Raw genomic sequence first — 15,006 nt, 5'->3', positions numbered from 1 at the left:
TCGGCTAATCCTGTGCGGCCCAGGACTCGATGATTTCGCGCGCGATGGAGATCGACCCGGGCAGCAGCAGCTGTGAGTCGGCGGACCCAGCGCTCCAGTCGCCGCGGTCGAGTGCCTCGCGGATCTCGGCGCGGGTGAACCAGCCCGCTTCGGCGATCTCCCCGTCGTTGAACGAGAACTCCTGCTCGGGGTCGCCCACCGCGTGGAAGCCGACCATCAGCGAGCGCGGGAACGGCCACGGCTGACTGCCCAGATACTCGACGTCGGTGACCGTCAGCCCGATCTCCTCGGCGATCTCGCGCACCACGCAGGACTCGAAGGACTCGCCGGCCTCCACGAAGCCCGCGAGGATCGAGAACAGCCGCGGCGGCCACAGCGTCTGCCGGGCCAGCACCGCCCGGTCGTGCCCGTCGTGCACCAGACAGATCACCGCGGGGTCGATGCGCGGGAACTCCTCGTGCCCGGTGACGGGGTCGACTCGCGACCAGCCGGCCTTGGCCGGCCGGGTGGGTGCGCCGTCGACCGGTGAAAACCTCGCAGTGTCATGCCAATTCAGCAGGGCGGTGGCGGTGGCCACCAGCTGCGCGCTGACATCGTCGAACACGTCGCCGGTGCGGCGCAGATCGAGGACCTCGACGGGCCCGTCGTGGTCGTCGGGCGGTTGCAGATCGGCACGCACGCCCCAGACGTGGCGGCCGTCGTTGAGGCGGCCGAGGAACACCGCGTGCTCGGGCGGGTTGGGAGCGAAGGAAATTGCCGGGTTCAGCACGGCCCGGCCGCCGGAGATCAGCACCTGGTTGCGACGGTCCACGCGCAGCAGCTGCGCGTCGGACCAGCCCGCCACGGCCGCGTCGACGTCGGTGCGCAACGTGTCGGCGCGGTCGGCGCCGACCCGGGACAGCAGCGGGACCTGGCGCAGCCGAAACCGCGTCATCGGGACGCTCTCCTCATCCGCGCAGGCGCTCATCGGTCGGTGTCCGCGTTGCGGATGTACAACAACCGGTCCCCCAGCTCGAGCGCGTCGACCTCCGGGGCGTCGACCCGGATCAGCTTCTGCTCGCGCACCACCCCCAGCACGATGTCGCTCTGGTGGCGCGGTGACCCGCCGGCTTCCTTCGGAGTGACCTCACGCTCGGCGATCGCGAAGCCCCGGTCCGGGGTCAGCAGGTCTTCGACCATCTCCACGACACTGGGGGTCTGCACGGCGATACCGAGCAGACGACCGGCGGTTTCCGAAGTCACCACGGTCGAATCCGCGCCGGACTGCTTGAGCAGGTGTTCGTTGTCGGATTCGCGGACCGCGGCGATGATCTTGGCCTTCGGCGCGAGCTCACGCGCGGTGAGGGTGACCAGCACAGCGGTGTCGTCACGGTTGGCGGCCACGATGATGGTCTTGGCGTGCTGGGCGCCGGCCAGGCGCAGCACCTCCGAGTCGGTGGCGGTGCCGCGGACGGTCACCAGCCCGGCGCTCTTGGCGCGTTCGAGCGCCGCGGCGTCCTCGTCGACGACCACGATGTCGCCGGGAGCAATCTCGTCGCCGACCATCGCCGCAGCGGCGGTCCGGCCCTTGGTGCCGTAGCCGACGATGATGATGTGATTGCGCAATCTGCTCCTCCAGCGCTGGATTTGGTAGGCCTGCCGCGACTGTGTGGTGAGGGTTTCGACGGTCGTGCCGATCAGCACGATCAGGAACGCGACGCGCAGCGGGGTGATGACCAGCACGTTGATCAGCCGCGCTTCGGGCGTGATCGGGGTGATGTCGCCGTAGCCGGTAGTCGACAGTGACACCGTCGCGTAGTACAGACAGTCCAGCAGAGACAGCGGATTGTCCTGCGCGTCGCGGTAGCCGTCGCGGTCCAGGTAGACGATGAGCACCGCCACGGACAGCGCGGCCAGTGCGTAGATGACGCGCACGGTGATTCGCCGCGCCGGGCTGACCAGCGTGGTGGGAATCTGTACCCGGTCGGTGAGCGCATGGACCGGCAAGTCCGCCAGGCTCTGATCGAACCGACGGAGCCGACGGCGCAGGCTGCCCCTAGCCACAGGGGCCTGTCACGGTGTGAGGCTGCCGCACCAGCACAATGTAATCATGACCTCACCCTCGGCGGCATCGCAGCAGGCCGCGACACGCGCTTATCGAACCGCGGCGATGCTGCTGGGCATCGGTGCGCTGCACTTCATCGCTCCCAAGCCGTTCGACGGCATCGTCCCCGCCGAGCTGCCGGGCAGTGCCCGCACCTACACCTACGCCTCCGGTGTCGCCGAGATCGGCATCGGCGGCATGCTCCTGGCCCCGCGGACCCGGCGGCTGGGCGCGTTGGCGGCGGTGGCGCTCTACGTCTCGGTGTTCCCGGCCAACGTGAACATGGTGCGGCTGTGGTTCCAGGACCCGACCAAGCCGCTGCCGATGCGGCTGGTCGCGATCGCGCGGCTGCCGTTCCAGATCCCGATGGTCACGCAGGCGCTGAAGATCTATCGGCAGTCCTGACTGCGATCTGCTCGTCGCCGGTGATCAGCGTGGCCAGCTCCTCGGCGTCGGGCAGCGCGCCCGGCCGCACGGTCTGACCGGAGCGCACATAATGGAACGCCGCACGCACCGACGACGGTGCGCAACCGTGCAGCTGCGCCCACGCCAGCCGGTACACGGCCAACTGGATCGCGTTGTGCTGCAGCTCTTCCGCCGTTGACGGCGGCTCCCCGGTCTTCCAGTCGAGCACCGTGACACCGCCGTCGTCGTCGGCGAACACGGCGTCGATGCGTCCGCGCACCACACGGTCGCCGAGCATCATGTCGAACGGGACCTCGACGTCGATCGGTGTCCGCGCCGCCCACTCCGAGACCGCGAACGCCGCCTGCAGTTCCTCGAGTTCGCCTCGGTCCTGGCGGTCGGCGTCGACCGCGCCGGGCAGATCGTCGAGGTCGAACAATTTGTCCGACTGGAAGTACCGCTGCACCCATTCGTGGAACGCGGTGCCCAGCAGGGCGTGCGAATCCGGCCGGCGGGGCAGCCGGCGCTGCAGCCGTTGCAGCGCGGCGTCGGGATCGCGGCTGAGTTCCACCACGGTGCTGACCGACAGCGCCGCCGGCAACTCCGCCGGCGGGCGGTGCTGGGCGCGCTGACGCTCGGCGAGCAGGGCGTCGACATCGGCGGCCCATCCGAATCGGTCGGCTGCGGCGTCGGGCGGGATATCCGCGGCCATCGCCTGTCCGACCAGATGCGCGCCGCGGTCGGTTTCGGTACGACGGCCCCCGATGGGATCAGCCGGCCAGACCGCTTCGGTGACGCGGTCGCGCAACGGGTTGGTGTCGCCGTCCGCGGGTGCCTCGGCCCATGCGTCGACGGTGCCGCACGGGGTGCCCGCGCTGGCTGCCGCGTCGATGACGTCTTTGAGCTCACACAGGAATGCCGAGGGTCCGCGCGGCTTGGTCTCGGTGGCGCCCCAGTGGTGCCCGGAGACCAGCAGAGTGTGCTCGGCGCGGGTGATCGCCACGTACAGCAGTCGCCGCTCTTCGTCGGTGCGTCGCTGATCCAGGCTGCGCTTGTGGCTGTTGATCTTGTCCGACAAGCCTTTTCGGTCGCTGACGTCGGAGGTGTCGAGCACCGGCACACCGTGCTCGGACACCGCGGCGCAGTCCCCGCGCAGCAGCGGCGGCAGATCGGCCGCATCAGACAGCCAGGTGCGCGGCATCGCCGTCGACGGAAACACCCGTGCGCTCAGGTGCGGGACCGCGACGACCTGCCACTCGAGGCCTTTGGCCGCGTGCACGGTCAGGATCTGCACACGGTCCTGAGCCACGCTGATTTCGGCCGGGGCCAGGCCGTTCTCGATGTCCTCGGCGAGGTCGAGGTAGGCCAGCAGCCCGGTGACCGTGGCGCCCGGGCGCGACGCGTAGTCGGCGACCACATCGCTGAACGCGTCGAGATGTTCGGTGCCGGACCACCCCGCGGTCACCGGAGCGGCCGCGCGTGCCTCGGCGTCGACACCCAGGAGTCGCCGCACCTCGGCCACGAGGTCGGGCAGCGGACTGTCGAGGTGGGCGCGCAGCGCGACCAGCTCGCGGGCCAGCGCGACGATGCGCTGACGGCCCAATTCGGAATACGCCTCGGCGGGGCCAGGATCAGCCAGGGCGTCGGCCAGACACGCCTCGTCGACGTCAGGACCGGACTGCGCGACGACCTGCTCGGCGAGGCTGCCTGTCGTCGGGGCCGGGTCGCCGGCGTGCAGGGCCACCGCGCGGCGCCACAGCGCGGCGATGTCACGGGCGCCCAGCCGCCACCGCGGGCCCGTCAGCACCCGCAGCGCCGCCGGACCGGCGGCCGGGTCGGCGGCCAGCCGGAGCGTCGCCACCACGTCGGCCACTTCCGGCACCGACAGCAGGCCGGCCACACCCACGACCTCGACGGCGACGCCGCGACGGCTCAGCGCCTCGGCCATCGGGGCCGAGTCGGCGTTGCGCCGCACCAGGATTGCCGCGGTCGGCGCGGAACCCGTCGCGGCGATTCCGGCGTGGTAGCGGCGGGCGACCTCGTCGGCGACCCACTCGCGTTCGGTCTCGACGTCGGTGAACAGTGCGCACCGTACGTCACCGGACTCGGCGTGTGGCCGGGGACGCAGTGCTCGCACTGCCACCGAGCGTCGGCGCGCTTCGGTGGACACTTCGTTGGCCAGGTGCAGTACTTCCGGCGGGTTGCGCCAGCTGGTGCGCAACTCCAACGTCGGGGCGGGGGTGCCGTCGGACAGCGGGAAGTCGGTGGTGAACCGCGGCAGGTTGGTCGCCGACGCGCCGCGCCAGCCGTAGATGGACTGGATCGGGTCGCCGACGGCGGTCAACGCCAGACCGTCGTCGGCGCCGCCGCCGAACAACGAGGACAGCGCCACGCGCTGAGCGTGTCCGGTGTCCTGGTACTCGTCGAGCAGCACCACCCGGAAGCGTTGCCGCAGTTGCTCTCCCACCTGCGGACACTGCGCGGCCAGCCGCGCCGCCGAGGCCATCTGCATGCCGAAGTCGACGACGTGCTCGTCGCGCATCCGCTGGTGCAGCGCGTCGATCAGCGGCACCAGCAGCGTCCGTTCGGTTTGGGTGGACAGCATCTTCAGCAACCACTGGCTGGGCCCGCTGTCGCGCTGGTAACGCCCGGCCGGCAACGTGTGCACCAGCCGTTCCAGCTCGATGTGCGTGTCGCGCAGCTGATCAGTGTCGACCAGATGCTCGGAGAGCTGCCCGGCGAGTTTGAGCACCATTCCGGTGACCGCGGCCGGCGACTTCTCGGTGGGCAACTCGTCGGGGTACTCGCAGACGACCCGGAAAGCCAACTGCCACAGCTCGGTCTGGCTGATCAACCGCACGTCGGGCTCCACGGGAAGCAACAGACCGAACTCGCGCAGCAGTGTGCCCGCGAACGCGTGGTACGTGCTGATGGTGACCGGGTCGTCGGCGATGTCCGCGCCGGGGATCATCAGGCCTGCGCCGGCGAGGCGGGCCAGCCGGGACCGCACGCGCCGCAGCAGCTGACCGGCAGCCTTGCGGGTGAACGTCAGGCCCAGCACCTGGCTGGGACGGGCATAGCCGTTGGCCACCAGCCACACGACCCGCGCGGCCATCGTCTCGGTCTTGCCGGCCCCGGCACCGGCAATCACGACCAGCGGTCCCGGCGGGGCGGCGATGACGGCGGCCTGCTCGTCGGTGGGCGCGAAAAGTCCGAGCGCATCGGCCAATTCGGACGGACTATAGCGCGGTGTCAGCACTGCCGGCTCCTGTTCTGCGCGGGGCACATCGAGCGCACCGGGCAGTGTGCGCAGCCGTCGTTGACCTTGGCGACGAAGTCCGGCCCCTGCGTCCTCGCGGCGGTTTGCGCCACCTCGGTCCGCCACTGCTCCACGGCCTCGGCGGTCAGTGCTGCCTGCTCACGCTCGGTGGCACCGGTCTTGCCGACCTTGCCCAGGTAGACCAGACGCCCGCCGCCGGGCTGGTCACCGTCGGCGATCAACCCGGCCGCGACGGCCAGCTGGTACATCGCCAACTGGGCGTGGCTTTGCGCGTCGTCCTTGGTGACCGGGCTCTTGCCGGTCTTGACGTCGACCACGACCAGCCGGCCGGTGTTGTCGCGTTCCAATCGGTCCAGACGTCCACGCACCCGGACCCCGGGCAGATCGCCGTCGGCGGCCTGGATCTGGCCGTCCACGTCGACCTCGGTACCCAACTCGGTCAGCTCGCCGCGGGTGTCGGCGCGCCACCGCAGGAAGGTCTGCAGCATCTCCGCGTGGCGGGCCAGCTCATTGTCCGCGTGCCACCGCGCCTCGAAAGGCAGTCCGTCCCAGAGCTTCTCGAGCTCGGCGAGCAGCGCCGATTCGCTTCGGCCCGACTCGCTGATCAGGGCATGCACCAGCGATCCGAGCGTGGAACGCACGTCGCGTCCGCGGTTGCCGCCGTGGCGTTCCAGCAGCCAGCGCAGCGGGCAGTCCGACAGGGTCTGCAGGGTCGACGGTGACAGCGTCACGACCTGGCCTTCGCTGTCCCACAGCGGATCGGTCGTGGACACCGGCGCCATGCCGTACCACGACTTCGGCGCGGCGCCCGGTACCCCGGCGCCCGCCAAACGGGCCAATTGCACAGCAGCGCAGAGTCTCTCGGTGTCGGTGGCCTGGTCGTCCGGCGCGCAGACGATCGACCGCAGCCGGCCCACCACCGCTGAAGCGACCAGCACCCGGGGCGCGCGGATCGGCTCGGCCGGCTCGGGTGGCGTTTCGGTGGCGAGCGCCGCGAGTTCGTGGCAGAACGTCGACGGCAGCATGGCCTCGTCGCTGTCGTCGCTGTCGACGGCGGTGACCAGCACCCGGCTGCGCGCCCGACCCATCGCAGCGATCAACAACCGCCGCTCCTCGGCCAGCAGCGGGGCGCGGCTGGACAACTCGTGTTGCCCCACCGCGGCGACACCGTCGATGACGTCGACGAGCTGCTGGGTGCCCAGCACGCCGCCGCGCGGAGCGATGTTGGGCCACAACCCCTCTTGCACTCCGGCGATCACCACGAACTCCCAGTCGCGGTCCAGCGCCGAGTGCGCGCTGAGCACCGCCACCGAGTCGGCGCGCGCCGCGTCGTCGCTGCGCACCGGCGGCAAGGCGAGACCGGTGATGTGGTCGATCAGTCCGCGCAGGGTGGCGCCCGCGGTCCGGGTCACGTACTGGTCGGCGACGTCGAACAGGGCGGTGACGGCGTCGAGGTCGCGGTCGGCCTGCGCACCGGCCGGACCGCCGCGCTCGCTGGCGGTCAGCCACCGGCGCTGCAGCCCTGAGCGGTGCCACGCCTGCCACAGGGTGTGCCTGGGGTCGTGGCCCTCGTCGACGCTGCGGCGGGCGGCCGACAGCACCGCGCGGATCCGACGCAGCGGCCGGGCGTGCTCGTCGGAGAGACCGTCGCCGTCCTTGTGCACCGCATCGACCAGCAATTCCTCGCTGCTGTCGGGCCGGGTGAACCGCCGCCGCAACGCCCGCCGGAGTTGCCGCAGCGAGACCGGGTCGACGCGTCCGATCGGTCCGGTGACCAACGCCAAAGCCCGTGCGCTGTCGAGACCTTCGGCGGTGGCTTCGAGCACCGTCAACAGCGCACGTACCGCGGGCTGGTCGGACAGCGCGGCGTCGTTCCCGGCGACGTCGACCGGCACGCCGGCCGTCGACAGCGCCCGGCTCAACGGCGCACCCATCCGGGGCACGGATCGCACGATCACGGCCATCTGGTTCCACGGCACTCCGTCGACCAGGTGTGCGCGCCGCAACGCGTCGGCGATGAGCGCGGATTCGGCGTGCGCAGAAGCGGCGATCCGCACCGACAGCGACCCCTCGGCGTCGGATCCGTGGAACTCGCGGTGGGATGCACTGCCCGGCAACCGCGACGCGACCGCGCTGATGGCGTCGGCCAGCGGTGCGGCGCAGCGCCGCGACGTGGTCAAGTGCAGCGTGGGTCCCTCCCCGACAAGCAAAGAGGGGTCGGCGCCGCGGTATCCGAACACCGTCTGCTGCGGATCTCCCGCGATCACCGTCAGTTCCGCGCCGGCCGACAGCACACCGACCAGGCGGGCGACTTGCGGATCCAGGTGCTGGGCGTCGTCGACCAGCAGCACCTTCACGCGGGCCCGTTCGGCGGCCAGCAGGTCGGCGTCACCGGCCAGCGCCTCGAGGGCGGCGCCGACGAGTTCGGCAGCCCCCAATGCCGGGGTGGTGGCCTGCGGGGCGGCCATACCCACCGCTGAACGCAGCAGCATGATCTGCTCGTAGGCCTGCGCGAAACGTCCTGCGGCCGACCATTCGTCGCGATCGGCAAGACGGCCGAGGCGCTGCAGCTCGGCAGGATCGATTCCGCGCTCACTGCAGCGCGCCATCAGGTCCCGCAGCTCGGTCGCGAACCCCGCGGTGGTCAGTGCGGGCCGCAGCCGGGCCGGCCACCGCACGGGAGAGGCGTCTCCGTCCTCGGCGTCTCCGGCCAGCAGTTCGCGGATGATGCCGTCCTGTTCGGCGCTGGTGATCAGCCGCGGCGGCGGGCTACCCGTGCGCTGCGCGGCAAGCCGCAGCACCGCGAAGGCGTACGAGTGCACCGTGCGCACCAGAGGCTCGCGCACGGCGCGGGTCTCCCCGGCAGTCAACAGGCGCGACGTGATGGCCGCGCGGACCTGTGCTCCCAGCCGCGCCGAACCCGTCAGCAGCAGCACCGATTCGGGGTGGTACCCAGCCTGGATGTGCGCGACCGCGGTGTCGATCAGCAACGTGCTCTTGCCGGTGCCGGGCCCTCCCAGCACCCGCACCGAGCCACGCAGGTCCCCACTCGTCAGGGACTGCGGGGTCAGTTCGGTGTGCGGCGCAGACATGAGGGCATGACATCACGAGGGTCTGACATCTCACCGCGGGTGGACCGGGCTCGTCCCCGACTGGCAGCATCGACACTCGTGACCGACGTGCTGCACACCTACCGCTACGGACCCTCCGGACCCGCACGGGTTCTGGCGATCCACGGTCTGACCGGCCACGGCAGACGCTGGGAGTCGCTGTTCGAGCGTCATCTGCCCGACATCCCCACCGTGGCACCGGATCTGCTCGGCCACGGTCGGTCGTCCTGGGATGCCCCGTGGACCATCGACGCGAACGTCGCAGCGCTGGCCACACTCATCGACGAGCAGCAGCCGGCGGTGGTCGTGGGTCACTCCTTCGGCGGCGCGCTGGCGCTGAACCTCGCCGCCGCCCGCCCGGACCTGGTGGCCGGGCTGGTGCTGCTCGACCCCGCGGTCGGGTTGGACGGACGACGCATGCGCGAGATCGCCGACGAGATGTACCGCAGCCCTGACTACACCGACCGAGCCGAGGCCCGCCAGGAGAAGGTCGACGGTTCGTGGGGCGAGGTCGACGAGGCCGAGCTGGAACGCGAACTCGACGAACACTTGGTCGCACAACCCAACGGCCGGGTGGGGTGGCGGATCAGCATCCCCGCCATGCTCAGCTACTGGAGCGAGTTGACGCGGCCCGTCCCGATCCCGCGCGATGGTATGCCGACGACGCTGGTGCGGGCCACGCTCGTCGACCCGCCGTACGCCAGCGACGAGCTGATCACCGCGCTCGATGCCGGTCTCGGGCCCAATCTGACCGTGCTGGAATGGGATTGCGACCACATGGTGCCGCTGGCGCGGCCCGAGGAGACCGCTGCGCTGATCCGCCGACACCTGCGCTGACATGGCCGCCATCACCGACGAGCAGGTGGAGGCCGTGCGTGCACTGGTCGCGGCGATCCCGTCGGGCCGCGTCGCGACCTACGGCGACATCGCCGCTGCGGCAAGCCTTCCCAGCGCGCGGATCGTCGGCTGGATCATGCGGACCGATTCGTCGGACCTGCCGTGGCACCGGGTGATCCGAGCGTCCGGCGAACCTGCCCCGCACCTGCGGGACGAGCAACTCGCGCGGCTCCGCGCCGAAGGGGTACTGGCCGACGAGGGCAGGGTGCCGCTGCGGCAGTACCGTCACACGTTCTGATGCCGCGAGAGTGCCGTGAGCGTCGCTGCCGCCGCACCGCAACTACGCTGAGCGCACTCTGGGCACAAAACGCGCGCGCCGAACCCTAGACAGCCAGGCGCACCAGCGCGGCGGTGCGGGCCAGGCCCGGGAACGCCGCCGGCGTCGAGCGCGGGTGCAGTGCGTGCACCGCGAGCCGGAACATCAACGCACGCAACAACATCTGCGGCCACTCCGGCAGCGCGTCCCAGCGTTCGATCAGGCCGTCGTCGGCTTCACCCCACGACAGCGCGTCGACGACGATGACGCCGGCCGCCCACGCCGGCGGACGCCAGTACGGCGTGATGTCGGTGATGCCCGGAGCCGCGGTACCCGCGAACAGCACCGTGCCGTACAGGTCGCCGTGCACGAGCTGGCTGGGGCTCTTGGTGGGACGCCGCAATGTGGCGAGCTGATTGATCAGCTCGACCGACTTCTGTCCGTCGCTCGTGGCCGGCGCCACCCGCGCACCCGGCGGCAACGAGTGCAGCGGTCGGTCCTCCCACGCCGCCCGGTCGGCGGCGGTGAACACGTCGACATCCGACCACGGCGCCACCGGGGGCTGGGTCAGAAACCGCGGACGCTCGAGTTTGGCGGTGGCCTCGTGCAACCGGACCGCGGCCGAGACCACCTCGTCGTGCCGGGGTTCGGGCGTGCCGGCCACGTAGGTGTCGGCGCGCCAGCCGGCGACGACGTAGCGGCCATCGGTGGAGCGCACGGGCCGCGCCAGCCGGACGCCGTCGACGAACAGCGTCTCGCGCACTTTGGCCGACCAGGCCGCCCGGGCGTGGTCGGGGACGATCGACAGCACCACCTCGCCGCAGCGCCAGCCGCCCTCCCAGCTGGAGCCCAGCGGCACCGGCTGCACTCCGGACAGCCCGAAAGCCGTGAGGACATGCTCTGGTGGGCGCTCTGCGGTCACCGCATCAGCGTAAGCGCAACGGGCAGCGACCCCGCGTCAGTACATCACCATGTCGGGTTCGAATTGCTTGGCCCAGGCCACGATGCCGCCCTGCAGGTGCAGTGCGTCACTGAAACCGGCCTTCTTCACCACCGCCAGCGCCTCGGCCGAACGGATGCCGGTCTTGCAGTACAGCACCGGAACCCGGTCGTGCGGAAGCTTGGCCAGACCGTCGCCGGCCTCGATCGCCGACTTCGGGATCAGTTCGGCACCGTCGATGTGGTTGATGTCCCACTCGACGGACTCGCGGACGTCGATCAGCGCGTATTTCTTGCCGGAGCCCAGCATCTCGCGCAGTTCGCGCGGGGTCACCGTCGAATCCGCAGCAGCCTGCGCCGCGTCGTCGGACACGACGCCACAGAAGGCCTCGTAGTCGATGAGCTCGGTGATCTTCGGCGTCGACGGGTCCTTGCGGATCTTGATCGTCCGGTAGGTCATGTCCAGCGCGTCATAGACCATCAGGCGACCCAGCAGCGGTTCCCCGATGCCGGTGATCAGCTTGATGGCCTCGGTGCCCATCACCGACGCGATCGACGAGCACAGGATGCCCAGCACACCGCCCTCGGCGCAGGACGGCACCATGCCCGGTGGAGGTGGCTCCGGGTACAGGTCGCGGTAGTTCAGGCCGAGCCCGTCGGGGGCGTCCTCCCAGAACACCGAGACCTGGCCTTCGAACCGGTAGATCGACCCCCACACGTACGGCTTGCCGGCCAGCACGGCCGCGTCGTTGACGAGGTAGCGGGTGGCGAAGTTGTCGGTGCCGTCGAGGATCAGGTCGTACTGCTTGAACAGGTCGACCGCATTGTCGGGCTCGAGGCGGAACTCGTGCAGACGCACGTTCACCAAGGGATTGATCTGCAGGATCGAATCCCGTGCGCTCTGCGCTTTGGGCCGACCGATGTCGGACTGCCCGTGGATGATCTGGCGCTGCAGATTCGACTCGTCGACGACGTCGAACTCCACGATCCCGATGGTGCCCACACCGGCGGCGGCGAGATAGAGAAGCGTCGGCGACCCCAGGCCCCCGGCCCCGATCACGAGGACCTTCGCGTTCTTCAGCCGTTTCTGCCCGTCCATACCGAGGTCGGGAATGATGAGGTGCCGGCTGTAGCGTGCGACCTCTTCACGGGTGAGTTCGGCCGCTGGCTCGACCAGCGGCGGCAACGGGGATGACACCGAGTTCTCCTTGGTTGACGATGGAATCCATCTCAGCAGGTAATGAGGACAACAGCAATGAGGGGGCAGACCTTCCCGCGCCCGCAGTGACCGAGATCAAGCGATCGGATACGGCCAGGGGTTGAAGCGGCACGTCTTCCCGTCCGGGGTCACCGTGCCGGGGTCGAATCGAGCGGCGTCGTTGTTGTCGGTCGAGAACGTCTGCTGCATCATGATCGGCGCCAGATCCCCGGTGTTGGCGCACTGTTCGTGGCGCTGGTAACCGATGGCGTGGCCGACCTCGTGATTGATCAGGTACTGCCGGTAGGAGCCGATGTCGCCCTGGAACGGCACCGCGCCGCGGACCCAGCGCGCCTCGTTGACGAACACGCGCGGCTGCCCGTCGAAAGCCGGGTTGTAGCAAGAGGCTTCGAGTTGGATGTCGTACCCGCAGCCTTCGCGGACGGTCAACGGGGAGGTCAACGACACCCGGAAGTCCGGCTGCACCCCGGCGGCGGCGTCGACCCGGACGAACCCGAACTGCGGGTTGTGCGTCCAGCTCTTCGGATTGGCCAGCGTCTCACTGACCATCCGCGCGAAGCCGTCGTCACCGCCGTAGGTGGTGGTGTCGATACCGTCTTCGACCTCGACGGTATAGGTGAAGACCTTCGTGGTGCCTTGCCCCACCTGCGGGGTGCCGCCCGGGACGACGTGCCACGTCCGGGCACCGGCCGGGGTGAAGGGGCCACCGTCGGGCAGGATCCCGGTCGGCAGGTTCGCGTCGAACTGGGTCAGACCCCGTGGGGGTGCGCCGACGATCTCGGTGCTGGGAACCCCGAGGGTCGGCGGACCCTGCACCGGACCTTCCTCGTCGGCGACCGGCGGCGGCGCGCTCGTCCCGGTGATGGTCTGGTAGATCACGACGGCGGTCAGCACGACGAGCAAAGGAAGGGCGTACGCGCGCCAGCCGTAGGTCGACACGAAACGGCCCAGCCAGGTCTGCTTGCGCCACCTCTTGTGCTCGTCGCGGTTGGACCGGATCCGGCCGGGCTGTTCGGCCAGTGGGTCGCGCAAGGCGCGCAGCGGCTCACGCCACTCGTCGCGCAACACGGGGACGCGACCGTCCCCGTGACGCTCTGGACCCAGTTGTCCGGTCACCGCAACAGGATGACACAGCACCGAAGCAGGTCCGCTCCGGCGCGCTGCCCGGGGTCGACGGAAACATGTCTCACAAGAGAGATCAGCAATCAGTAGTAGTGTCAGTGCGAACATTTGACGAACGCCGGTCGCGCCGGCAGTGACACTCGAGGTTCTGATGAGCGAACTCGCCAAGACGGCGCAGCGGCGAGGCGGCACACCCGCCAACGGCACCGGCGGTGCCGGCGCCGGCACCGCACGGCGCGGTAACCGCTTACCCCGCGACGAGCGTCGGGGACAGTTGCTGGCCGCCGCCAGCGAGGTTTTCGTGGACCGCGGCTACCACGCGGCCGGCATGGACGAGATCGCCGAACGCGCCGGTGTCAGCAAACCCGTGCTGTATCAGCACTTCGCGTCGAAGGTGGAGCTCTATCTCGCGGTGCTGCAGCGCCACGTCGACAACCTGGTTTCCGGTGTGCGCCAGGCGCTGCGGACCACCACCGACAACCGGCAGCGGGTGCGCGCGGCGGTGCAGGCGTTCTTCGACTTCATCGAACACGACGGCCAGGGCTACCGGCTGATCTTCGAGAACGACTACGTGACCGAGCCGCAGGTGGCCGCGCAGGTCAAGGTGGCCACCGAGTCGTGCACCGATGCGGTGTTCGACCTGATCAGCCACGACTCGGGACTGGAACCGCACCGCGCGCGGATGATCGCGGTCGGTCTGGTCAGCATCAGCGTCGACTCGGCGCGCTACTGGCTCAACAACGACCGCCCCATCGACAAAGACGACGCCGTCGAGGGCACCGTCGCGTTCATCTGGGGCGGGTTGTCACACGTGCCGCTGACCCGGTCCTAGGTTTCCAGGACCGGGCGCGCCGGTCTCAGCCGGCGCTCTTGGCGGGGTCGAGTCCGACGCCGAATCCGACGCGGCGTGCCTCGGCGGGTCCGATCTCGACGTAGGCGATCTTTGCGTTGGGCACCATGAAGCGCCGACCCTTCGCGTCGGTCAGCGCCAGCACACCGGCGCCGGCGTCCAGAGCATCGGTGACCAACTTCTCCACCTCGGCCGGCGTCTGCGCGCTGTTGAGAACCAGCTCGCGTGGGCTGTCGGTGACACCGATCTTGACCTCCACGGTGAAAACCCTTCCGTTCGATTGTCCGCACTTCTTCCCCAGCAGGTTAGTGGACGTCGAGCGGCCATCGCCGCGCCGCCACCTCAGCCGTCGGCGAACGTGATGCTGACCGCGATCCGGAGGCGACCGAACTGAGTCCCGACCGTGACCGCCTGGGACGCGCGTCAGCCTCAATCGTCACTTCTGCCTCATTAGCATCGGGTCAGCAACCGGAAGCAACGACTGGGACAGCAGGATGAGCAGGCAATACACCGCATCTTCTCCGTACTCGCTGACACCGACCGAGCGTCTGCGCAGCGCGCGTCGCGGAGCCGGCTACGCGGATCCCGAGGATCTCGAGGGTTACGCCGACCTGGACACCGACGCCTATCCGACGTTCGACGATCCGCGCTGGGACAGGGCCGACGACACCGCCGAGGACTACGACGAGTACCTCGACGAAGCACGTATCGACCGTCGCTGGATGTGGATCGCCGGCGCGGCCGGGGCCGTCCTGTTCGTCGCGGTGATCGTCGCCAGCACGATCCTGTCCGGCAGTGACAGCGGCTCAGTATCGGCGACCGTCGTCTCCGACGCCCCCACCCCG

At 70.0% G+C, this 15,006-nt stretch carries 12 protein-coding genes and 1 pseudogene; 5 read left to right on the top strand and 8 right to left on the bottom strand.

Annotation, left to right across the window (positions count from 1 at the left end):
- Window positions 1-4: 4 nt before the first annotated feature.
- Entirely contained in the window at window positions 5-934 is a 930-nt protein-coding gene (gene nudC, locus ACQI46_RS12060) for an NAD(+) diphosphatase (RefSeq protein ID WP_427094239.1), read from the bottom strand.
- Between the two features lie 29 nt (window positions 935-963).
- Complete coding sequence (locus ACQI46_RS12055) at window positions 964-2,043, bottom strand: potassium channel family protein (RefSeq protein ID WP_427094238.1); 1,080 nt, start codon at window positions 2,041-2,043, stop codon at window positions 964-966.
- 46 nt (window positions 2,044-2,089) lie between these two features.
- Between ACQI46_RS12055 and ACQI46_RS12050 the strand changes: the two genes are divergently transcribed.
- A complete protein-coding gene (locus ACQI46_RS12050) occupies window positions 2,090-2,488 on the top strand; it encodes a DoxX family protein (protein ID WP_427094237.1) in 399 nt (132 codons plus the stop codon).
- Here the strand turns inward: ACQI46_RS12050 and ACQI46_RS12045 are convergent.
- Both ACQI46_RS12045 and ACQI46_RS12040 read right to left on the bottom strand, forming a co-directional pair.
- The gene (locus ACQI46_RS12045; protein WP_427094502.1) at window positions 2,454-5,744 is read right to left on the bottom strand and encodes an ATP-dependent helicase; all 3,291 of its coding nucleotides are present in this window, start codon (window positions 5,742-5,744) and stop codon (window positions 2,454-2,456) included. The genes ACQI46_RS12050 and ACQI46_RS12045 overlap by 35 nt on opposite strands.
- Window positions 5,741-8,860: an ATP-dependent helicase gene (locus ACQI46_RS12040; RefSeq protein WP_427094236.1), complete on the bottom strand. Its 3,120-nt coding sequence runs from the start codon at window positions 8,858-8,860 to the stop codon at window positions 5,741-5,743. The genes ACQI46_RS12045 and ACQI46_RS12040 overlap by 4 nt, the downstream gene beginning before the upstream one ends.
- A gap of 78 nt (window positions 8,861-8,938) precedes the next feature.
- Here ACQI46_RS12040 and ACQI46_RS12035 point away from each other — a divergent pair, with 78 nt between their 5' ends.
- Window positions 8,939-9,715 (top strand): alpha/beta fold hydrolase, encoded by a 777-nt coding sequence (locus tag ACQI46_RS12035; protein ID WP_427094235.1) that lies wholly within the window; start codon window positions 8,939-8,941, stop codon window positions 9,713-9,715.
- Window position 9,716: 1 nt separating this feature from the next.
- A complete protein-coding gene (locus ACQI46_RS12030; protein ID WP_427094234.1) occupies window positions 9,717-10,013 on the top strand; it encodes an MGMT family protein in 297 nt (98 codons plus the stop codon).
- Window positions 10,014-10,098: 85 nt separating this feature from the next.
- On the opposite strand, the gene ACQI46_RS12025 is transcribed toward ACQI46_RS12030, so the two are convergent.
- The 3 genes from ACQI46_RS12025 to ACQI46_RS12015 form a co-directional block, all read right to left on the bottom strand.
- Window positions 10,099-10,953: a TIGR02569 family protein gene (locus tag ACQI46_RS12025; protein WP_427094233.1), complete on the bottom strand. Its 855-nt coding sequence runs from the start codon at window positions 10,951-10,953 to the stop codon at window positions 10,099-10,101.
- A gap of 36 nt (window positions 10,954-10,989) precedes the next feature.
- Window positions 10,990-12,168, bottom strand: coding sequence for an adenylyltransferase/sulfurtransferase MoeZ (moeZ, locus tag ACQI46_RS12020; RefSeq protein WP_427094232.1), 1,179 nt, complete (start codon window positions 12,166-12,168; stop codon window positions 10,990-10,992).
- A 96-nt stretch (window positions 12,169-12,264) separates the two neighbouring features.
- Complete coding sequence (locus ACQI46_RS12015; protein ID WP_427094501.1) at window positions 12,265-13,293, bottom strand: DUF3152 domain-containing protein; 1,029 nt, start codon at window positions 13,291-13,293, stop codon at window positions 12,265-12,267.
- 169 nt (window positions 13,294-13,462) lie between these two features.
- Here ACQI46_RS12015 and ACQI46_RS12010 point away from each other — a divergent pair, with 169 nt between their 5' ends.
- Complete coding sequence (locus tag ACQI46_RS12010; RefSeq protein WP_427094231.1) at window positions 13,463-14,143, top strand: TetR/AcrR family transcriptional regulator; 681 nt, start codon at window positions 13,463-13,465, stop codon at window positions 14,141-14,143.
- A 25-nt stretch (window positions 14,144-14,168) separates the two neighbouring features.
- Here the strand turns inward: ACQI46_RS12010 and ACQI46_RS12005 are convergent, their stop codons facing one another.
- Window positions 14,169-14,420 (bottom strand): DUF3107 domain-containing protein, encoded by a 252-nt coding sequence (locus ACQI46_RS12005; RefSeq protein ID WP_427094230.1) that lies wholly within the window; start codon window positions 14,418-14,420, stop codon window positions 14,169-14,171.
- A 235-nt stretch (window positions 14,421-14,655) separates the two neighbouring features.
- Between ACQI46_RS12005 and ACQI46_RS12000 the strand changes: the two are divergent.
- A pseudogene (locus tag ACQI46_RS12000) lies at window positions 14,656-15,006 on the top strand (hypothetical protein); the annotation flags it as partial.

This window comes from Mycobacterium sp. SMC-4, from assembly GCF_050205565.1.
Taxonomy (GTDB): domain Bacteria; phylum Actinomycetota; class Actinomycetes; order Mycobacteriales; family Mycobacteriaceae; genus Mycobacterium.
Note: the sequence above shows the minus strand (reverse complement) of the source record. Positions and strands in the feature narration are given on the sequence as shown.